Genomic DNA, 20,833 nt, shown 5'->3' on the forward strand with positions numbered 1-20,833 from the left:
TTTCTGGATAAATGGCTCACGGTTCATTTTCAATGGTTACACGCACAAGTCACGCAAGCGTGAAGTTTTTCCCTCAGCCAGGGGAGTAAAACCAAATAAGTTGTGCCTGAAGCCTGGATTTAAGAACCGAAATAACTTGAAAAATGAATAGTCGTTAAAAAGAAAAATATGCGCTGTAAATGAAACCAAAAAGAAAAGCGGACCGAAGTCCGCTTCTCGGGAAAATCTGTGAATTTCTTAGCCGATCAGCCCGGTATAACCGCGCCCTGCAGCGTCATCAGCTGGTGCAGGAAGATTTCGGCCTTGGTGCGATGCTCCGGCGACGTCGCATCATCGAGCGCCTTGCGGGCTTCATCGATGCGGCGCGTGATGTCCGACGGCTCAATGGCGTCGACATGCGTTGCGGATTCGGCCAGCACGGTGCAGCTCTGTGGGGTAATATCGGCAAAACCGCCGAAAACCACGTAAGAGTCGGACTTGCCGTCGGCAAGCTTCACCGAAACGACTCCCGGCATGATCGTCGACATCAGCGGCGAATGACCGGCGAGAGCCGTCAGATAGCCTTCGCTACCCGGAATGACGACTTCCGTCACCTGCGCGGAAAGCAGGAGGCGTTCAGGCGACACGAGTTCGAATTGGAAAGCTTGAGCCATGGTTCTCACTTCGAGCGATCTAGTTAAAATGGAATCGTTGGAGCCGTTCTAACTATTTTTTTCCCGCATTTCCGGACGCAAAACCGTTTCACACTTTTGCTGGAAATGCTCCAAATCCCAAGAGCGCGACCTCGAAACTGGAAACCGGTTTTCGAAAAAATCGTGCTCAAACAAATGAAGAGGTCGTCTCGGTGGGCCTTTCGGCCCACCGGGAAACTCAATTCATCAAGCGGCTTCGGCAGCCAGCTTCTTCGCCTTTTCGATCGCTTCTTCAATCGAGCCGACCATGTAGAAGGCCGGTTCTGGAAGATGATCGTATTCACCTGCGCAAAGGCCCTTGAAGCCCTTGATGGTGTCGGCGAGGTCAACCAGCTTGCCTGGCGAACCGGTGAAGACTTCAGCAACGAAGAACGGCTGCGACAGGAAGCGTTCGATCTTACGAGCGCGCGCAACGGTCAGCTTGTCGTCTTCCGACAGTTCGTCCATGCCGAGGATGGCGATGATGTCCTGAAGCGACTTGTAGCGCTGAAGGATCGACTGAACCTGACGGGCGACGGCGTAGTGTTCTTCACCAACGATCATCGGATCGAGCATACGCGACGTGGATTCCAGCGGATCCACAGCCGGGTAAATACCCTTTTCAGCGATCGAACGGTTCAGCGTGGTGGTCGCGTCCAAGTGAGCGAACGACGTTGCCGGTGCAGGATCGGTCAAATCGTCGGCAGGAACGTAAATTGCCTGAACCGAGGTAATCGAACCCTTGGTCGTCGTGGTGATGCGTTCCTGCATCGCGCCCATGTCGGTTGCCAGCGTCGGCTGATAACCCACAGCGGAAGGAATACGGCCGAGAAGAGCCGAAAGTTCCGAACCAGCCTGCGTGAAGCGGAAGATGTTGTCCACGAAGAACAGAACGTCCTGGCCCTTGTCACGGAAGTTTTCAGCAACCGTCAGACCCGACAGAGCAACGCGAGCGCGCGCACCCGGAGGCTCGTTCATCTGACCGTAAACGAGTGCGGCCTTGGAGCCTTCACCGCCACCGAGCTTGTTAACGCCCGATTCGATCATTTCGTGGTAAAGATCGTTACCTTCACGGGTACGTTCACCCACACCAGCGAATACCGAGTAACCACCGTGCGCCTTGGCGACGTTGTTGATCAGTTCCATGATGAGAACGGTCTTGCCGACGCCTGCGCCGCCGAACAGACCAATCTTACCACCCTTGGCGTAAGGAGCGAGAAGGTCAACGACCTTGATGCCCGTAACGAGGATTTCAGCTTCGGTCGACTGTTCGATGTACTCAGGAGCTTCCTGGTGGATCGCACGACGGGCAGTGGTCTTGATCGGACCAGCTTCGTCAACCGGCTCGCCGATGACGTTCATGATGCGGCCGAGGGTTTCTTCACCAACCGGAACCATGATCGGGTTGCCGGTGTCGCGCACTTCGTGACCGCGAACCAGACCTTCGGTCGAGTCCATGGCGATGGTGCGAACGGTGTTTTCGCCCAGATGCTGCGCAACTTCGAGAACCAGGCGGTTGCCCAGATTGTCGGTTTCCAGAGCGTTGAGGATCAGCGGCAGCTGACCGTCTTCGAACTGTACGTCGACAACAGCGCCGATGACCTGAGTGATCTTGCCGACTGCGCCGGTCGTTGCAGCCTTGGGAGCTGCAGGAGACTTGGTTGCCGGAGATTTGGCGGCAGCCGCCTTAGCCGGTGTAGCCTTGGCTGGAGCCTTCTTCGCCGCTGCCGGCTTTGCTTCGGCCGCGGCGGTAGTTTTCGGGGTCGCTGCTTTTGCCATCGATCCTTACCTTCCGTTAGCATGGTCCCGAAAAGTTGCAGACTTCCCGGATAGACCGTGCGGTAAACCCTAGAGCGCTTCCGCGCCCGAAATGATTTCGATCAGTTCCTTGGTGATCTGAGCCTGACGCTGACGGTTATACGTGATCGACAACTTGTTGATCATGTCACCGGCATTACGCGTCGCATTGTCCATCGCGCTCATCTTCGCGCCCATTTCGCCCGCCACATTTTCCAAGAGAGCGCGGAAAATCTGGACCGAAATATTGCGCGGGATCAGCGTGCTCAGGATCGCCGCAGGATCAGGTTCGTACTCATAAATCGCATCGCTTGCAGTGTCCGCCTGCGCAACATCGCCAGCCGAAGCCGGAATGATCTGCTGTGCAGTCGGGATCTGTGCAATCACCGACTTGAATTCGGAATAGAACAGGGTGCAGACATCAAAAGCGCCTTGTTCGAACAGCTCGATCACCTTGTGGCCGATCTGGTCGGCATGCACAAAAGCGAGCTGCTTGACTTCGCGCAAATTGACGTGGTCGATGATCAGAGAGGCAAATTCGCGACGCAGAATATCTGCGCCCTTCTTGCCGACCGTGATGATCTTGACCGTCTTGCCTTCAGCGAGGAGCTTGCGGGTATGATCGCGCGCCAGGCGTGCGATCTGCGAATTGAAACCGCCGCAAAGGCCACGTTCTGCAGTGCAGACGACGAGCAGATGCACGTCGTCCTTACCTGTACCGGCCATCAATGCCGGTGCATCTTCGCCGCTGACATTCTGCGCGATATTCGCGAGAACGGCGCCCATGCGCTGCGAGTAAGGCCGTGCGGCCTCCGCAGCTTCCTGGGCACGGCGCAGCTTCGCCGCGGCGACCATCTGCATCGCCTTGGTGATTTTCTGCGTCGCCTTGACCGAGGCGATACGGTTTCTCAGATCCTTTAGTGAAGGCATCCGTTCATCCCGTCACAAAATTCAAGCGAAAGACTTGGCGAACGCGTCGACCGCTGCCTTGAGCTTTGCTTTGATGTCGTCGGTGAGCGCCTTCTGATCGCGGATCGCATCCAGCACATCCTTGTGCTCGGTGCGCAGCGAAGAAAGAAGACCTGCTTCGAACTTGCCAACCTGGTTGACGGCGATCTTGTCGAGATAGCCATTCACGCCGGCGAAAATCACGGCAACCTGTTCTTCCGTCTTGAGCGGCGAGAACTGCGGCTGCTTGAGAAGCTCGGTCAGACGTGCACCACGGTTCAGCAAACGCTGGGTCGAGGCATCGAGATCCGAACCGAACTGTGCGAAGGCGGCCATTTCACGATACTGGGCGAGCTCGCCCTTGATCGAACCGGCAACCTGCTTCATGGCCTTGACCTGAGCCGAAGAACCAACGCGCGAAACCGACAGACCGACGTTAACAGCCGGACGGATACCCTGATAGAACAGGTTGGTTTCGAGGAAGATCTGGCCGTCGGTGATCGAGATCACGTTGGTCGGAATGAAGGCCGAAACGTCGTTGCCCTGTGTTTCGATGACCGGCAGAGCCGTCAGCGAGCCAGCGCCGTTTTCGTCGTTGAGCTTTGCAGCACGTTCCAGAAGACGCGAGTGCAGGTAGAAAACGTCGCCCGGATAAGCTTCACGGCCCGGAGGACGACGAAGCAGAAGGGACATCTGACGGTAAGCAACAGCCTGCTTGGACAGATCGTCGTAACCGATGAGAGCGTGCTGACCGTTGTCACGGAAGTATTCGCCCATTGCGCAACCTGCGAACGGAGCGAGGTACTGCATCGGAGCCGGATCGGAAGCGGTAGCAGCGATAACGATCGAATATTCGAGAGCGCCGCGTTCTTCGAGAACCTTGACGAACTGAGCAACAGTCGAACGCTTCTGGCCGATAGCAACGTAAACGCAATAAAGCTTTTCGCTGTCCGGGCCGTTGTCGTGGATCGGCTTCTGGTTCAGGAAGGTGTCGAGAATGATGGCGGTCTTGCCGGTCTGACGGTCACCGATGACCAGCTCGCGCTGACCACGACCAACCGGGATCAGAGCGTCAACAGCCTTGAGGCCGGTCGACATTGGCTCATGAACCGACTTGCGCGGGATGATGCCCGGTGCTTTCACGTCGACGCGGCGACGCTCGGTGGCAACGATTGGGCCCTTGCCGTCGATCGGGTTGCCGAGCGCGTCAACGACGCGGCCCAGCAGGCCCGGACCAACCGGCACGTCAACGATGGCGCCGGTACGCTTAACGACGTCGCCTTCCTTGATGTCACGGTCGGCACCGAAGATAACGACACCAACGTTGTCGTTTTCAAGGTTGAGCGCCATGCCGCGAATGCCGCCGGGGAATTCGACCATTTCACCAGCCTGAACATTGTCCAGACCATAGACGCGAGCAATACCGTCGCCGACGGACAGAACCTGACCGACCTCGGAGACCTCAGCCTCCTTGCCGAAGTTCTTGATTTGCTCTTTCAGGATAGCGGAAATTTCCGCAGCGCGGATGTCCATCAGCCGACCTCTTTCAGTGCAAGCTTGAGAGAAGATAGTTTGGTGCGAAGGGACGTGTCGATCTGACGCGAACCCATCTTGACGATAAGACCGCCGAGGATCGACGGATCGACGGTGACGTTGATCGTCACGTCCTTGCCGGCCACGCTCTTCAGCGTTGCCTTCAATTCGTTTTCCTGCGCAGCGGTGAGCGCATGCGCGGAAGTGACATCGGCGGAAACTTCTCCGCGATGTTCAGCAGCAATCTTGTGGAATGCGGCGATAATGCCCGGCAGGGCGAAAAGGCGGCGGTTCGCTGCGACGACGCGCAGAAGATTTCCGACCAGACCCGTGATGCCCGCCTTGTCGGCAATGGCGCCGATCGCATGGAGCTGGTCTTCCGAAGAAAATACCGGACTGGAGATCAGACGCTTGAGGTCCTCGCTTCCGCTCAGAAGCGCCTCGAAACGAACAAGATCTTTCTCCACAGCAGCAACGGACTTGGCTTCGAGCGCCAGCTCGAAAAGCGATCCGGCGTAACGCTGTGCCACACCTGAAATGAGCGAAGACGTTTCAGCCACGAACAACCTGCTCTCTACGTTGAAACCATCCTTTTGGGGCCCACTATTGCTCAGGACGCCAAGCCGATGATTTTATTGAATGTTTCCGGAAAACCACTGACGCGCGAGCACGTCAACACCGAAATGTGATTGCCGTCTAGCATAGACGAACAGGACTCGCAACACGCGAATCCCGCACTTTTGTGTAAGTTTTGTCGCGTTTTCAGATCAAAAAAGTCGCAGGGTTAACCGATGAAGCCAAAAGCGTAGAGCAGTGGCCCGGCGGCCAGAAGGAATTCTACAATTGCTGCCAACCAGTTATAGACGGTGCCGCCCCTATCGGACATCATCGAGATGAAGCGACCGAACAGCGCAAAGCCCCATGCCACACCCAAAACGATCCACAGGTAGGGCTGTGCAAAGATAAGAGCGCCAAGACCGAGAGCGAGATAGGGACCAGCCAGCACTGCGCGGATGGCGCTGAAGGCTTCGGGCCGCGCATTGATCGCCTGCAACCGCAAGAGCTTCATGGTGATACCGGGCGCAAACAGCATCACGATGCCCGCAAAGGCGGTCACGGCTGCCGAGCTCCAGGCGAGCCATTCGCCGGTCGTGGTGGGAAGATAGAATTCCATCGCGATCACCCTCAAATTTGAACAGCACGGCTATAAACCAGTTTTGCACAAACGAAAACCGATCACACCGCCTGAACACGCTCGAGCGCATCCCGAAGCGGGTGAAACGGTTTTCGGAAAAGTTGCCAAGCAATTCAAGCATGTGGTGCCGGCGTTCAGCGCGACATCGAACCGCGCATCCCGATGATACGTGTCAGAATCGACCGCAGGAAAAGAATGGCCACCGCACCAATCGCCCAGATGATCCCAAGTGCGGGACCGAGCAAGGACTGCAGCAATCCAACCCCCGTGCTGGCTACCTGGTCCAGCTTGGAGGTGTTCAGCAGCGTGGCCACTTCTGCGCCGATCAGGCCTTTTCCGGCTTCGGCCAAAGCCGCTCCGTTACCGCTGATCCAGACAATCACAGCATCCGATATGGCGTAGGCAAACCACATCAGCAATGTCCAGACTGCCAGCCCCACAAGGGTGATCAGCCAGAATGCGGGACCGGTTTTAGTCGAAGATCTCGTTTGGTTGACAGGGTCATATTTCATTGGTTTCAAGCCTCAGTGGAACCTTGGAAACCACTCTGCATCCTCTAGTGACTAGAGAAGCAACCCCCAATTTGTTGAAACCGTTTCGATGGATATGCGCGGCTACAGGAAACTTTGCGGATCGATGTCGACCTGCACTCTGATAGACCCTCGCTCCTTCGGCGAAGCGGCCAGCAAAGCGCGGATAAAGGATTGAATATCCGCGCGTTTTGTCCCGTGGATCAATATTCGGAACCGATGCCTTCCGCGCACCAGCGCCAGTGGCGCTTCGGCTGGACCGAGCACCGAAACCTCCGAAGAGGACGGCGCGGCGCGGCGAAGGGCGCGGGCATGATTTTCAGCATCCGGACGATTATCGGCAGAGATGATCAGCGCGGCCAGCCGCCCGAATGGCGGCAGTGCACTGCGCTCTCGCTCCTCGATTTCGCGTGCATAAAACGCCTCGGTATCGCCGCTGACGATAGCGCGCATAACCGGATGGTCCGGTTGGTAAGTCTGGATCAGACCGAGGCTCTTGCGGCCCGTTCGCCCCGCGCGTCCGGTAACCTGATTGAGAAGCTGAAAGGTGCGTTCAGCGGCGCGCGGGTCGCCATTGGCCAGCCCCAGATCGGCATCCACTACGCCCACCAGCGTCATATTGGGGAAATTGTGCCCCTTGGCGACGAGCTGCGTGCCGATGACGATATCAGCCTCGCCCTTCGCAATGGCATCGAGTTCCAGACGCAACCGCTTCACGCCCCCCGCCATATCAGACGAAAGCACTATGATTCGCGCGTCGGTGAAGGTCGCCGCAACTTCTTCCGCGATGCGCTCCACGCCCGGACCGCAGGCGACCAGATGATCGAGCGTGCCACACTCCGGGCAGGCTTCGGGCGTCGGCTCGTGATAACCGCATTGATGGCACATCAATTGACCGCGAAAGCGATGCTCGACCAGCCAGCTTGAACATTGCGGACACTGGAAGCGATGGCCGCAGACGCGGCACAAGGTCAGCGGCGCATAACCACGACGATTGAGGAACAGCAGCGCCTGTTCACCGCGCTCCACCGTCTTCCCGACGGCTTCGGTCAGTGCAGGTGACAGAAAGCGCCCCGGCGGCGGCGGCGAGCGCCGCATGTCGATGGTCTTCAGATCGGGAAGGGCTGCTTCCGCATAGCGCCCATAAAGCTTGATTCGCTTGTAACGGCCCTGATCCGCATTGACCTGACTTTCGATGGAGGGCGTGGCAGAGGCCAGCACCACCGGAAAGCCGCCAATGTGGCCGCGCACGACAGCCATGTCGCGGGCATTGTAGAAGACCCGGTCTTCCTGTTTGTAAGCCGGATCATGTTCTTCGTCGACGATGATCAGACCCAGTTCCTTGAAGGGCAGAAACAGCGCCGAACGCGCGCCTGCAACCACACGCACCGTGCCTTCGGTAACCTGACGCCAGACGCGCTCACGCGTGCGCGGCGCGAGGTCGGAATGCCATTCGGCTGGCTTGGCTCCAAACCTGTTGTGGAACCGGTCGAGAAACTGCTGCGTCAGGGCGATTTCCGGCAGGAGAATCAGCACCTGCTTGCCCTGCTCCAAGGCCTTGGCGACGGCTTCGAAATAAACTTCGGTCTTCCCGGAGCCAGTGACACCATCAAGAAGCGAAACGGAAAAACAGTCCGCCGCGACGGAATCAGAGAGCATTTCGGCTGCTGCCTGCTGGTCTTCCGAAAGCGTGGCGCGGGCGTAATCGGTATCCGGCTTCGCCACCACGGCGGGCGGCGGCAGCATCACTTCATCGAAAACGCCTTGCGCCTTCAGCCCTTCCACGACCGTCGTCGAAACACCAGCCGCATGGGCCAGACCGGATCGCGTCCAGGCCAGTCCGTCGCGAGCAAGCTCCATTACGCGGGCACGGGCATCGGTCATGCGTTCCGGCTCGCCGCCTGAATAGCGCAAGCCCGGAACCGATGGTTCGGGATCGAAGGCCGCAGGCACGCGCAACACCATGCGCGCCACCATGCCGGGGGGCGAAAGCGTGTAGTCCGCAGCCCAGCGCATGAAACGAAGCATCTCGCTATCCACGGGCGGACAATCGAAAACTTCGGAAATAGATCGCAATTTTTTGGCATCGACCGCATCGGTTTCGCCTTCGCAGACGATACCCGCAACTTCACGCGGTCCGAGCGGGACGCGCACGATCGACCCGGGCTGGACGTTCATGCCCTCCGGGACCATATAAGAATAAGGCCGTTCTGCTGGCATAGGCACCAGCACCGGAACCACGCGCGGCGCGAGGCTCGGAAAGAGGCCTGGAACGGGGTTAGCAATATCGTGCGAATCTTTCGACATGATCGCGTGACCTTGGCGCGGCTTTGCGCTAAAGAAAAGCCACCTTCCGGGACTTAAATGGATTTAGCTCCCAAAAACCACCCGCGCTCATTATGGAGGAACGCTGTTATGAAGTTTTTCGTGGACACTGCGGACGTCAAGGAAATCCGCGAACTGAACGACCTCGGACTGGTCGATGGCGTGACCACCAATCCGTCCCTCATCCTGAAGTCGGGTCGTGACATCATTGAAGTTACCAAGGAAATCTGCTCCTTCGTCAAGGGCCCGGTTTCGGCCGAGGTTGCTGCGACCGAGTATGAGCAGATCATGAAGGAAGCGGCCGTCATCTCCAAGATCGCAGACAATATCTGCATCAAGCTGCCGCTGACGCTCGACGGCCTCAAGGCTTGTAAGGCCCTGACCTCGGACGGCCACAAGACCAACGTGACCCTCTGCTTCTCGGCCAATCAGGCACTGCTCGCCGCCAAGGCTGGCGCTACCTTCGTTTCGCCGTTCATTGGCCGTATCGACGATATGGGCGTCAACGGCATGGAACTGATCGCCGAAATCCGTACGATCTTCGACAATTACGATTTCCGCACCGAAATTCTTGCCGCTTCGGTTCGTACCGTCAATCACGTCAAGGAAGCAGCGCTTATCGGCGCCGATGTCGTGACCGCACCTCCGGCAACGCTGAAGGCGCTCGTCAAGCATCCGCTGACCGACAAGGGCCTCGAAACCTTCCTCGCCGATTGGGCGAAGACCGGCCAGAAGATCGCTTAATCAGCGACCTAACGAGACAGATGAAAGGCGGGCTCATGGCCCGCCTTTTTTATTGCAGCTCACTATTCCAGAACCGTCTCGCCGTCCTGCTTGCTCACGCGAATCGGCCTGCTGCCGCAATGGTCGGCAATGGCATGGGCGAGCGCGCTGGAATGGGTTACCACCCAGATCTGGCTGCGCTCGGATGCCTGCGCGATCATTCTGGCCAGTGACGGGATCATGTCCGGGTGCAGGCTCGCCTCGGGTTCGTTCAGCGCAACCAGCGGCGGCAGGCGATAGGACAGAAGCGCGCCTGCCAGCGCCAGCAGCCGAATCTGTCCGTCCGACAACTCACCGGGACGAAAAATGCGGGGCGGGAAAGCCGGGAAATTCAGACCGAAACTGGCGGTTTCCTCCGGATAGGGAACGACCAGTTTAGCGCCATCGAGCGCCTCTGCGATAAAACGGTCGAGATCGACCGTATCCTGACGGATATGCGCAAGCGTGGCGAAGACCGAGGCGAGATTGCCGCCATCCTCGTCCAGTATGGCCGCTGTGGCCGCGATAGAAGGATGACGCGCCGGTGCGTCGCGATCGCTTCTGAAGCCGTGATAAAAGCGCCATCCGCGCATTTGCGCCGAGAGGTCGCCGATTTCCGGATAATGCCCCGACTGGCCGAGCACCGCCAGCCCGCTTTCCGATGTCAGAAGCCGCGCCGGATGCTCCATGCGCCGCCCCTCCCCGTCGCGGGCAAAAACCGCCGGGCCGCGCCGATCCATGAGATCGACCGGGCGGCGACCTGTATCGAGATTGAGCTGCTCTTCCTTGATCTGCGGCTCGAACGGAAAGGCGCCGGACACTGGTGGCGGCAAACCCGCCTCGATCCGATAGGACAGGCGCGATGCCAGCCTTTCATCCTCGAAATCCGCTTCCAGAATAATCCGCGCCGATTCGTGCTTGCGACGACCGCCGCTCCACATGGCCGACTGCATGCCGCCTTCCCGGACAATCTCTGTCGAAAAATTGCCTTCAGCAGCCGCCTTGATCAGTTGCAAAGCCCGATAGAGATTGGATTTGCCAGCGCCGTTTTCACCGACGAACACCGTCACCTGCCCAAGATCAAACCGGACAGAACGCAGCGAACGATAGCCTTTGGCCGAAAAGGAAACGAGGCGCATGATCTCCGCAACAGGCTGACACAATAAAGGGCGGCACAAACCGTGCCGCCCTTTATATCGATCTCGATGCGAACCACAAATTCCAATCAACCAGCCAAGGCTGTTACTACAGTCCGGGCTGAGATCCGATTGTGCTTTGCCGGCGCATTATTCCCATTTCATCTCGCCCTTGATGACCTTCGCGCCCAGTTCCAGGCTGCTTTCGCCACCAAGATCAGGATAGCGCTTCTTCATCGCGGCGATAAGCTCTGCGCTGTCCTTGACCTTCGCGGCCTCTTCATCGAACGCAGCGATATAATCACGGGTGAATTTGATCGCAGAAACATCGGTCGCAGAACCAGCCTTCATATGGGCGGGGACGACGACTTCAGGATTGCGTGCGGCAATTGCATCCAGCGTCTTGATCCAAGCTTCGCGCTGCGCCAGGTCGGGCGTATCGGCCAGCCAGATATGCTCGCCTGCGCCAATCAGGACGCCACCGAACACGGCCTTCAGCGATGGCACCCAGAGATAGCGGCGGTTCTTCATGCCTTCAGCCGGAACAATCTCGATCTCGTTGCCTTCCAGCGTGAGTGTCTTCTCATCCGATGCCTGCGGCAGAACAAGATCGGACAGGCTCTGCGGGCCATTCTCCTTGAGTTGTGGTCCCCAGACCTTCAGCTTCGTCTCGACATTGCCGTTGATGGCTGCAACGGCCTCAGGGGCAGCAATGATTTTGACATCCGGGAAAGCCGACTTGATTTCACGCAGATTGAAATAATAGTCGGGATCGCTCTGGCTGACATAGACCGTGGTGAGCTTCTTGCCGGTTTCCTTGATCTTCTCGGCAACCGCCTTGCCATCGGAGAAGGTGAAACCACCATCGAGAAGAATGGCCTCTTTCTCTCCGGTCAACAGAACCGGCGTCCGGTTGAAGCCATTCTCGTCGGCCTGAAAAAACTGCCACTTCAGTGGTGCTGCTTTTTCCTGTGCCGCTGCCGGGCCAGCAACGGCCAGACCCGCCACGCCTATTGCCGCAAAGACCGCGCCTCGCAAAACGTCTGAAAATCGCATCATCTGAATACTCCTGAAATTATGATTGAACCGACGGCAATACCGAGCGGCTTTCATGCATGACGCTTCGGGCAAGTCCCTTCCCATTTTTCGCGTCACGCCTCGGGCAATATGCAAATTGTAAATTAGTTCATTTGAAACAAGGAGTTATAAAAATGTTTGCAGGGAACAGCGATGTTACCTTGCTGAATTCCTTGAGCCTTTTTGCAATAAAAGAAATAAAAAAACGGCGCTCCGAGGCGCCGCTTTCTGAATTTCAGATCAAAGAACCGATCAGAGCTTCGACAGCTTCTGTGCCAGCGCGAGGAAAACCTGCTCTGCCAGTTCTTCCGCGGCGCGCTTGCGCGCATCGCGTTCTGCACGCAGGTTTGCGAATTCCTGACGCGGACGATCGAAGGAAGCGCCCGTCGTGCGTGTACCCGTGGCAAGCGGCTTGCCGTCCTTGTCACGCAGCACGAAATTCGACGTCGCCTTGACGATACCAGCCGATGGACGGCCCGTACGGTCGGTCTGATCGCCGATATCGACGCTCACCGCGGAAATCGTGCTCGTGGTCAGGCCGAGGCTCAGATGATACATCGGATTGGCTGGTTCACCAGCGCCGCCGCCCAACAGGAAGATCAGGCGATTGCGAACCTGCTGGCCATATACGTCATGAGCCGCATCGATGGACACGGAAGCCAGCTTGGTGCGCATATCCGGCGTCACGCTGCCACCGATCGAACCACCAGCGCCGCCGCCCGACGAATAGAGCGGCTGCACTGTACAGGCAGCCAGAAGAGCCGCAGCTCCCACAGCCACAAAAGCGACGCGGAAAGTCTTGATTGCGGAGAGGAAACGATCAGGCAACGACATTGACGATCCTTTGCGGCACCACGATAATCTTCTTCGGCGAGCCCCCGTTGAGCGCAGCCTTGACGAAGTCAAGTTCGAGCACCGCCTGCTGAATGCTAGCTTGATCAGCGTCGCGGGCGATTGTCAAATCCCCACGCTTCTTGCCGTTGATCTGCACGGGCATCACAATCTCGTTTTCCACCACCAATGCGGCATCGAATGCCGGCCATGGCGCGCGGGCGACCAACGTTTCCTGTCCGGCGATCTTGCCGCCCAGTTCCGTCAGGCATTGTTCGGCCAGATGCGGCATCATCGGTGCGAGCATCTGAATGAGCTTTTCCGTGGCGTCACGAACAGCGCCCTTCAGCTCGTCATCGGCCTTGTCCGAGGCGACAAGCTGCAACGGTGCTGCAAGCGCATTCACCAGCTCATAAAGACGCGCAACGCCGCGATTGAAGGCGAGCTTTTCGATATCGTCGCCAACAGCGTTGACCGTTTTGTGCACGGCCTTGGAAACGGCAAGGGCTTCGCCCTGCGAACCGGTCTTGGGCGACACATCTTTCAGGTGCTCGGCTGCTTCCGACACCAGACGCCAGACGCGCTGCACGAAGCGATGCGCACCTTCGGCACCTGCCTCCGTCCAGATCACGTCACGCTCAGGCGGCGAATCGGACAGCATGAACCAGCGCGCGGTATCTGCACCATAAGAAGAGATGATATCGTCAGGATCGACGACATTCTTCTTCGACTTCGACATCTTCTCGATGGAACCGATTTCGACCGGCGCGCCGCTATCCAGCATGGTTGCAATGCGCTTGCCGTCAATGTCCTCGATACGGATATCGGCAGGCGCAACCCACTGACCATCGGCCTTGTAGGTTTCGTGCACGACCATGCCCTGCGTGAACAGGCCCTTGAAAGGCTCGTCCAGACCGACATGACCTGTGGCCTTCATGGCGCGGGTGAAGAAGCGCGAATAGAGCAGATGCAGGATCGCGTGTTCAACACCGCCGATATACTGATCGACCGGCAGCCAGCGATCAGCAATCGCACGATCCGTCGGCTCGTTTTCCCAAGGGGCCGTGAAGCGCGCATAGTACCAGGACGAATCGACGAACGTATCCATCGTGTCCGTCTCGCGACGGGCTTCGCCACCGCATTTCGGGCACTTCACATGACGCCATGTGGCGTGACGGTCCAGCGGATTGCCCGGACGGTCGAAATCGACATCGTCCGGCAGCTTGACGGGCAGGTCGGCGCGCGGCACCGGATTGACGCCACAGCTTTCGCAATGGATCATCGGGATCGGGCAGCCCCAATAGCGCTGGCGCGAAATGCCCCAGTCGCGCAGACGGAACTGCACTTTGCGGGCCGCCTGCGGCTGATTGCCGAGCGTGGACTGTTCCAGACGGTTTGCGACCTCGTCGAAGGCTGCTTCCGGCGTCATACCATCAAGGAAGCGCGAATTGATCATCACGCCGTCATCGGTATAAGCCGTATCGGTGATGGCAAAAGTCGCCGCATCGTCGCCCTTCGGCAGAACGACCGGCGTTACCTTCAGCGCATATTTATTGGCGAAATCCAGATCGCGCTGGTCATGTGCAGGACAGCCGAACACAGCGCCTGTGCCATATTCCATCAATACGAAATTGGCGACATAGACCGGCAGCTCCCAGTTCTCGTCGAACGGATGCCTGACCTTGACGCCGGTATCGAAACCTTTCTTTTCAGCGGTTTCAAGCGCTGCAAGCGAGGTGCCATGCTGGTGGCATTCTTCGATGAAGCCGGTGAGCGACGCATTGTTTTCTGCAAGCTTCTTGGCGAGCGGATGATCGGCGGAAATCGCGACAAAAGCCGCGCCGAACAGCGTATCGGGACGTGTCGTGTAAACTTCGACTTCCGAGAAGCCTTCCGGCGCCGTCTTGCCGTCGAGCGCGAAACGAACCTGCAAGCCTTCCGACTTGCCGATCCAGTTGCGCTGCATCAGGCGGACTTTTTCCGGCCACTGGTCGAGCGTATCGAGACCGGCAAGCAATTCTTCGCTGAAATCGGTGATCTTGAAGAACCACTGCGTCAGTTCGCGCTGTTCGACCAGCGCCCCAGAGCGCCAGCCGCGGCCATCCACCACCTGCTCATTGGCGAGCACGGTATTGTCGACCGGATCCCAGTTGACCTTGGAGGTCTTGCGCGTCACCAGACCTTTTTCGAACAGGTCGATGAACAGCATCTGCTGACGATGATAATATTCCACATCGCAGGTCGCGAATTCGCGCGACCAGTCAAGCGACAGGCCCATCGACTTGAGCTGGCGCTTCATCGTGTCGATGTTCTGGTAGGTCCATTCCTTCGGATGCACCTTGTTCTGCATCGCCGCGTTTTCCGCAGGCATGCCGAACGCGTCCCAACCCATCGGATGGAGCACGTTGAACCCCTTGGCGCGCTTGTAGCGGGCAACGACATCGCCCATCGCATAGTTGCGCACATGGCCCATATGGATGCGCCCCGATGGATAGGGGAACATCTCAAGCACATAATACTTCTCGCGCGGATCGCTGTTGTCCGTTTCGAAAGTCCGGTTTTCTTCCCAGACTTTCTGCCAGTGAGCTTCCGCCACGCGCGGATTATAACGTTCGGCTGCCATGTCCGTATTTACTCGTACGAAGGTGATGCAATAAGGAGAGTCGATATTTAATGGCGACCTTCACCACGTATTGGCGAAAGCGTCAACCTTTTGCGGATGAAAAGCCTGAAAGCGAGAGTTTCATGTCAGATATCGTCACGAACCTGAACACGGTCAAGGCCGCAATCGCCACTGCCGAAAAAGAAGCGCATCGTAACAAAGGCTCGATCACGCTCGTCGCCGTGTCGAAAACCTTCGATGCGGATGCGATCCGCCCGGCGCTCGATGCCGGACAGCGCGTTTTCGGCGAAAACCGCGTGCAGGAAGCACAGAGCAAATGGCCTGAACTGCGCGAAGCCTATTCCGGCATCGAACTGCATCTGATCGGCCCGCTGCAATCGAACAAGGCCGCCGATGCCGTTGCCCTCTTCGACGTCATCGAAACCGTCGACCGCGAGAAGATCGCAGCAGCCCTTGCCGACGAGATCAATAAGCAGGGCAAGAGCCCGAAACTCTATGTGCAGGTCAATACGGGTCTGGAAGAGCAGAAGGCCGGCATTGCGCCGAAGGATGCCGTTGCGTTCGTCACACGCTGCCGCAGCGAACATGGCCTCGCCATCGAAGGACTGATGTGCATTCCACCGGCAGATGAAAATCCGGGACCGCATTTTGCCCTGCTGGAAAAGCTCGCCCGCGAAGCTGGTGTCGAAAAGCTCTCCATGGGCATGTCAGGCGATTATGAAACCGCCATCGGCTTCGGTGCGACTTCGGTTCGTGTCGGCTCGGCGATTTTTGGCGGCAGGTAAAGCGGCGATGTTTTACAGCTATAATTCTCGAGAATTCAGCGTAACATTATGGCGTTCTTCAAGCGTAATCCAGCGAGATTGCTTAGATGGAAGTATCAATTAAAAATTTTCTTAACAACGGCTACCTGACAATCGGAAAAAGCATGGGAGAAAACGTGTGGGGTATCGGCATTTCGAATTACTTTGATCCCAACACTTGCTCATGGAATATATCAGAGAATTCAGAGAATGAACCCACGACCATACAACTACAATCATCATTTAGTACATCCAGCGGCGGCCTTTATTTAGGAATGGGAAGCAACAGCATAGAGCTGGATGGATACGATCTCCGCTACGCCGTATTATCCAACGATGAAAGTAACTTAATAGGCCCTTATAAAATAGCCCCCACCACCGTAGATTTAATTGGTATAATTTGGTCAACTATAGTTGATAGCAGAGATGAAAATTGGAAACTCTTTTCTATTCAGAACGATAAATCAAATTTATACTTTTTTGACAATGTAAAACAGTCTGCTATATACGATGAAATGTTTTGCATAATAGGAACTATGTAAAACTGAAATCATATATTTCGTCATACTTATTTTTACCTCGGGTTGCCTCCGGGCATGACTGGTCATTCCGATATCACAAGCAGCACCAGTATGAACGAGAACGCGTAAGATCGACAATTTGACCTAATAGAAGAACAGTAATACTAAAAGTATTAATTGATAAATAATATTAAAATTTTCTGATTCAAATCATCAAGCTTGAGGAGAGTAACCTATGGATGATAATGGATTATTTGGAACATTTGGTTTTTTGACGAAAGATCGAAAGAATTTTCTAACAATAGGCGATAATATAGATGAAAAAACATGGGCTGTTATCCTTACAAAAGATTCCGATTTCTATAGTACTCGTTGGAACCTTAATTATGACGAACGTTACCCTACAGCTATTCAGTATACAAAAAGCTCGGACGCATTTGAAGCAGGGCCTTACCTTTGCGTATCAAGTAATACTATCGTAAAAAATGGATATAAACTCCATTATTCCGAACTTTCCTATGGAAAAATAGAAGACCAGTTAAAATTTAATATTAAATCTATCGATACGGATCGTGATTATGTCAATATTTACGAAGATAAAAATTCTAATTATACGCTTTTTTATTTAGAAAACGATAAGAGTGCTTATTTCGCTGAAATAAATTCAAGTGAAACGCCAGAGGGCGCAAAATTCTTGATGCCGGCATACGCATAAGTAATAATAATTAAAAGTAGTTCATTTATTAGAAGTCGGTGCAATCATTGTATATGACTGCGGCTGATGTACAGGCACATTCGAACGCAATTGTGCTCTTATAAAGAGACAAGCCGATCAAAAGTGCTATCCATGGTATATTGGAGATCATCCAACCGGTTCGTGTCGGCTCGGCGATTTTTGGCGGACGTTCCTATGCGTCTCCGGCCTGAACCTCACTGCGCGCTTTGATGCGACCGATGATCCGCGTGTAGACCCAGGCAAGCGCAATCGCCACGGCGCATCCAAGCGCGATTTCGACAAGCCTTGAAAGGGCGAGCAGCAATTCCTCATTGCGCGTCTGGGCAAAGCGTCCCGCATCCATGACAATCACCACGGTTGCGGGCGCCAGCCGCCAATTGATCGGATATTTGTCGATCATCAGGATGAGCAACACCGTCAATGCTGCGCCGAACAGGCTGGCCAGCGGAGAATAACCGAATATCCAGATCGTCAGCATCCCGATGGTGCAACCGACCGCCGTGTTGATCGCCCGGGCCTGCGCCAATGCCAGCGTTGCGCGCACATCCGGATCGGAAATGATCAGGACAGTAATCACGGCCCAGATTGGATGTTCAATCCCCGCCCAGCGAAGTGCGAACCAGCAAATAAGGCAACCGAGCAATGTCTTCGAGGCATAAAGGAGTGCCTTGCCGGGATTGGTCAGATGCGGAAGCGTCATATGGCCTCGGTTGCCTGTTTGCTCACATTATCGTTCAGTGCAGAACGATCTCCCCTTGCACATTCCTCCAGTCCGATGGGCCGAGCAAGCGGCAATGCGTATAGGTCACCGAATGCAGCGGCCCATCGATCTCCCGTTTCCAGAATTCGATGAAATGATGCAGCACCGGAAATTCCGGCGCGACATCATATTCCTGCCAGACAAACAGCTGAAGCAGATGCGGATGATCCGGCATGTGATAGAAGAGTTTTGCCGTCGTCAAACCATAACCGGCGAGTTGCAGTTCGAAGGCCGATTTCGCGTGAAAAGCGGACGTCGTCATGGCGATTTCCCCTTTTTGTGAAGAGCCATATATTCGGCTCCTGTATTCGAGATAATCACTCCAAATGGTTTTTAAAGTGTAAAAACAATATGTTAGCAACAAATAGCTATGAGTGCTGCCAATTCAAAGATTTAGCCTGCGTCATTGTGGACGGGAGACGCACCAATCGTCTAATTTACCTTCACCGCTTAGGAAGCTAGATAAGACCCAACAGTGGTTACGAACCACGCACTGACGAGAGGACGTTGGTGAAACTTGGAGGAAATGATGTCGGAAAAGCTTTACCCCGTACTGCCGGAGGCAAAGAAGAACACGCTCATTGACAATGAGACCTACCTTGAATGGTACAAGGAAAGCGTGAGCGATCCGGATGGCTTCTGGGCCAAGCACGGTCGCCGCATCGACTGGTTCAAGCCTTTCACCAAGGTCAAGAACACCGATTTCAACGGCGACGTATCCATCAAGTGGTATGAGGACGGCGTTACCAACGTCTCCTACAACTGTATCGACCGTCACCTGAAGAGCCGTGGCGACAAGGTCGCCATCATCTGGGAAGGTGACAACCCCTATATCGACAAGAAGATCACCTATCGCGAGCTTTATGAAAACGTTTGCCGCATGGCGAATGTGCTCAAGAAGCACGGCGTCAAGAAGGGCGACCGCGTTACGATCTATCTGCCGATGATCCCGGAAGCCGCCTATGCCATGCTGGCATGCGCGCGCATCGGCGCGGTGCATTCGGTGGTTTTTGCCGGCTTCTCGCCGGAAGCACTGGCTGGCCGCATCGTCGATTGTGAATCCACTTTCGTCATCACCGCCGATGAAGGCGTGCGTGGTGGCAAGCCGGTTCCGCTGAAGGAAAACACCGACACCGCCATCGATATTGCCGCCAAGCAATATGTCATGGTCAACAAGGTGCTGGTCGTGCGCCGCACCGGCGGCAAGGTCAGTTGGGGCCGTGGCCGCGACCTCTGGTATCATCAGGAAGTCGCCAGCGTTGAACCGCATTGCGAACCGGAACCGATGAATGCGGAAGATCCGCTGTTTATCCTCTACACATCCGGCTCCACCGGCAAGCCGAAAGGCGTGCTGCACACCACTGGCGGTTATCTGGTCTATGCCTCGATGACCCATCAATATGTCTTCGACTATCATGACGGCGACACTTATTGGTGCACGGCGGATGTGGGTTGGGTCACCGGCCATTCCTATATCGTCTATGGCCCGCTGGCCAATGGCGCCACGACGCTGATGTTTGAAGGCGTGCCGAATTTCCCCGATCAGGGCCGGTTCTGGGAAGTCATCGACAAGCACCACGTCAACATCTTCTATACCGCACCGACGGCGATCCGCGCACTGATGGGCGCTGGCGATGAATTCGTCACGCGTTCTTCCCGCTCATCGCTGCGCCTGCTCGGTTCGGTCGGCGAGCCGATCAATCCGGAAGCCTGGGAATGGTATTATCATGTGGTCGGCGATGAAAAGTCGCCCATCGTCGATACCTGGTGGCAGACGGAAACCGGCGGCATTCTGATCACGCCACTGCCCGGCGCAACCGATCTCAAGCCCGGCTCCGCCACACGGCCGTTCTTCGGCGTCAAGCCGCAGCTCGTGGACAATGAGGGCAATGTTGTCGACGGCGCGACTGATGGCAATCTGTGCATCACCGACAGCTGGCCGGGCCAGATGCGCACGCTTTATGGCGACCACAAGCGCTTCATCGAGGCTTACTTCTCCACCTATAAAGGCAAGTATTTCACCGGTGACGGCTGCCGCCGCGATGAAGACGGCTATTATTGGATTACCGGTCGCGTCGATGACGTGCTGAATATTTCCGGCCACCGTCTTGGCACGGCGGAAATCGAATCGGCGCTCGTCTCGCATCACTCGGTTTCGGAAGCAGCCGTTGTGGGCTATCCGCACCCGATCAAGGGACAGGGCATCTATTGCTACGTCACCTTGATGACGGGCGCTGAGGCGCAGGACGCTGATGAGCTGCGCAAGGAGCTGACCCAGCATGTGCGCAAGGAAATCGGCCCGATTGCAACGCCGGACAAGATCCAGTTCGCGCCGGGCCTGCCGAAGACCCGCTCGGGCAAGATCATGCGCCGTATCCTGCGCAAGATCGCCGAGGACGATTTCGGCTCACTGGGCGACACGTCGACACTCGCCGATCCGGGCGTCGTGGACGATCTGATCGCCAACCGTCAGAACAAGAAGTAAAACAAAAAAGGCCGGGAATTTCCCGGCCTTTCTTTTTGAGAAGCGCCCTCCGCCCTCCTCATCCTGAGGAAGCGTCCTGAGCTTGTCGAAGGACGCTGTC

19 protein-coding genes are annotated in these 20,833 nt (G+C 56.3%); 5 read left to right on the forward strand and 14 right to left on the reverse strand.

Going from position 1 to position 20,833, the window contains the following annotated elements:
* Positions 1–245: 245 nt before the first annotated feature.
* From FGI60_RS18595 to FGI60_RS18630, 8 genes are all read right to left on the reverse strand, one after another.
* A complete protein-coding gene (locus FGI60_RS18595; protein WP_078339547.1) occupies positions 246–653 on the reverse strand; it encodes a F0F1 ATP synthase subunit epsilon in 408 nt (135 codons plus the stop codon).
* Positions 654–878: 225 nt separating this feature from the next.
* Positions 879–2,450, reverse strand: coding sequence for a F0F1 ATP synthase subunit beta (gene atpD, locus FGI60_RS18600; protein WP_138786453.1), 1,572 nt, complete (start codon positions 2,448–2,450; stop codon positions 879–881).
* A 69-nt stretch (positions 2,451–2,519) separates the two neighbouring features.
* Positions 2,520–3,398 carry a F0F1 ATP synthase subunit gamma gene (locus FGI60_RS18605; RefSeq protein WP_138786454.1) on the reverse strand — a complete coding sequence of 293 codons (879 nt, stop codon included), beginning with the start codon at positions 3,396–3,398 and terminating at the stop codon, positions 2,520–2,522.
* A 21-nt stretch (positions 3,399–3,419) separates the two neighbouring features.
* Positions 3,420–4,949 (reverse strand): F0F1 ATP synthase subunit alpha, encoded by a 1,530-nt coding sequence (atpA, locus tag FGI60_RS18610; protein WP_078339550.1) that lies wholly within the window; start codon positions 4,947–4,949, stop codon positions 3,420–3,422.
* Positions 4,949–5,509, reverse strand: a complete 561-nt coding sequence (locus FGI60_RS18615; RefSeq protein ID WP_078339551.1) for a F0F1 ATP synthase subunit delta — start codon at positions 5,507–5,509, stop codon at positions 4,949–4,951. Before FGI60_RS18615 ends, atpA begins: the two co-directional genes overlap by 1 nt.
* A gap of 224 nt (positions 5,510–5,733) precedes the next feature.
* The gene (locus FGI60_RS18620; protein WP_138786455.1) at positions 5,734–6,123 is read right to left on the reverse strand and encodes an AGROH133_08824 family phage infection protein; all 390 of its coding nucleotides are present in this window, start codon (positions 6,121–6,123) and stop codon (positions 5,734–5,736) included.
* A gap of 155 nt (positions 6,124–6,278) precedes the next feature.
* A complete protein-coding gene (locus FGI60_RS18625) occupies positions 6,279–6,656 on the reverse strand; it encodes a hypothetical protein (protein ID WP_138786456.1) in 378 nt (125 codons plus the stop codon).
* A 102-nt stretch (positions 6,657–6,758) separates the two neighbouring features.
* The gene (locus FGI60_RS18630) at positions 6,759–8,981 is read right to left on the reverse strand and encodes a primosomal protein N' (protein ID WP_138786457.1); all 2,223 of its coding nucleotides are present in this window, start codon (positions 8,979–8,981) and stop codon (positions 6,759–6,761) included.
* Between the two features lie 108 nt (positions 8,982–9,089).
* On the opposite strand from FGI60_RS18630, the gene fsa reads away from it, so the two are divergent.
* Positions 9,090–9,743 carry a fructose-6-phosphate aldolase gene (gene fsa / locus FGI60_RS18635; protein ID WP_078339553.1) on the forward strand — a complete coding sequence of 218 codons (654 nt, stop codon included), beginning with the start codon at positions 9,090–9,092 and terminating at the stop codon, positions 9,741–9,743.
* Positions 9,744–9,805: 62 nt separating this feature from the next.
* Here fsa and FGI60_RS18640 read toward each other — a convergent pair whose 3' ends face one another.
* The 4 genes from FGI60_RS18640 to leuS all read right to left on the reverse strand — a co-directional run bounded on the left by FGI60_RS18640 (position 9,806) and on the right by leuS (position 15,428).
* Positions 9,806–10,900 (reverse strand): AAA family ATPase, encoded by a 1,095-nt coding sequence (locus FGI60_RS18640; protein ID WP_138786458.1) that lies wholly within the window; start codon positions 10,898–10,900, stop codon positions 9,806–9,808.
* A 147-nt stretch (positions 10,901–11,047) separates the two neighbouring features.
* The gene (locus FGI60_RS18645; protein ID WP_445433039.1) at positions 11,048–11,953 is read right to left on the reverse strand and encodes an MBL fold metallo-hydrolase; all 906 of its coding nucleotides are present in this window, start codon (positions 11,951–11,953) and stop codon (positions 11,048–11,050) included.
* Between the two features lie 273 nt (positions 11,954–12,226).
* Entirely contained in the window at positions 12,227–12,808 is a 582-nt protein-coding gene (gene lptE / locus FGI60_RS18650; RefSeq protein WP_138786460.1) for an LPS assembly lipoprotein LptE, read from the reverse strand.
* Entirely contained in the window at positions 12,795–15,428 is a 2,634-nt protein-coding gene (gene leuS / locus FGI60_RS18655) for a leucine--tRNA ligase (protein ID WP_138786461.1), read from the reverse strand. The genes lptE and leuS overlap by 14 nt, the downstream gene beginning before the upstream one ends.
* Before the next feature lie 122 nt (positions 15,429–15,550).
* Between leuS and FGI60_RS18660 the strand changes: the two genes are divergently transcribed.
* The 3 genes from FGI60_RS18660 (at position 15,551) to FGI60_RS18670 (ending at position 17,467) form a co-directional block, all read left to right on the forward strand.
* A complete protein-coding gene (locus tag FGI60_RS18660) occupies positions 15,551–16,213 on the forward strand; it encodes a YggS family pyridoxal phosphate-dependent enzyme (protein WP_138786462.1) in 663 nt (220 codons plus the stop codon).
* A gap of 86 nt (positions 16,214–16,299) precedes the next feature.
* A complete protein-coding gene (locus FGI60_RS18665; RefSeq protein ID WP_138786463.1) occupies positions 16,300–16,773 on the forward strand; it encodes a hypothetical protein in 474 nt (157 codons plus the stop codon).
* A gap of 214 nt (positions 16,774–16,987) precedes the next feature.
* A complete protein-coding gene (locus FGI60_RS18670) occupies positions 16,988–17,467 on the forward strand; it encodes a hypothetical protein (RefSeq protein ID WP_138786464.1) in 480 nt (159 codons plus the stop codon).
* 193 nt (positions 17,468–17,660) lie between these two features.
* Here the strand turns inward: FGI60_RS18670 and FGI60_RS18675 are convergent, their stop codons facing one another.
* Both FGI60_RS18675 and FGI60_RS18680 read right to left on the reverse strand, forming a co-directional pair.
* Positions 17,661–18,188 carry an FUSC family protein gene (locus FGI60_RS18675; RefSeq protein WP_138786465.1) on the reverse strand — a complete coding sequence of 176 codons (528 nt, stop codon included), beginning with the start codon at positions 18,186–18,188 and terminating at the stop codon, positions 17,661–17,663.
* A gap of 34 nt (positions 18,189–18,222) precedes the next feature.
* Positions 18,223–18,510, reverse strand: coding sequence for an usg protein (locus tag FGI60_RS18680; RefSeq protein ID WP_078339559.1), 288 nt, complete (start codon positions 18,508–18,510; stop codon positions 18,223–18,225).
* Positions 18,511–18,777: 267 nt separating this feature from the next.
* Here FGI60_RS18680 and acs point away from each other — a divergent pair, with 267 nt between their 5' ends.
* On the forward strand, positions 18,778–20,733 hold the full coding sequence (acs, locus tag FGI60_RS18685; RefSeq protein WP_138786505.1) for an acetate--CoA ligase: 1,956 nt from the start codon (positions 18,778–18,780) through the stop codon (positions 20,731–20,733).
* Positions 20,734–20,833 lie beyond the last annotated feature (100 nt).

It is taken from the genome of Brucella haematophila, from assembly GCF_005938105.1.
Taxonomy (GTDB): domain Bacteria; phylum Pseudomonadota; class Alphaproteobacteria; order Rhizobiales; family Rhizobiaceae; genus Brucella; species Brucella haematophila.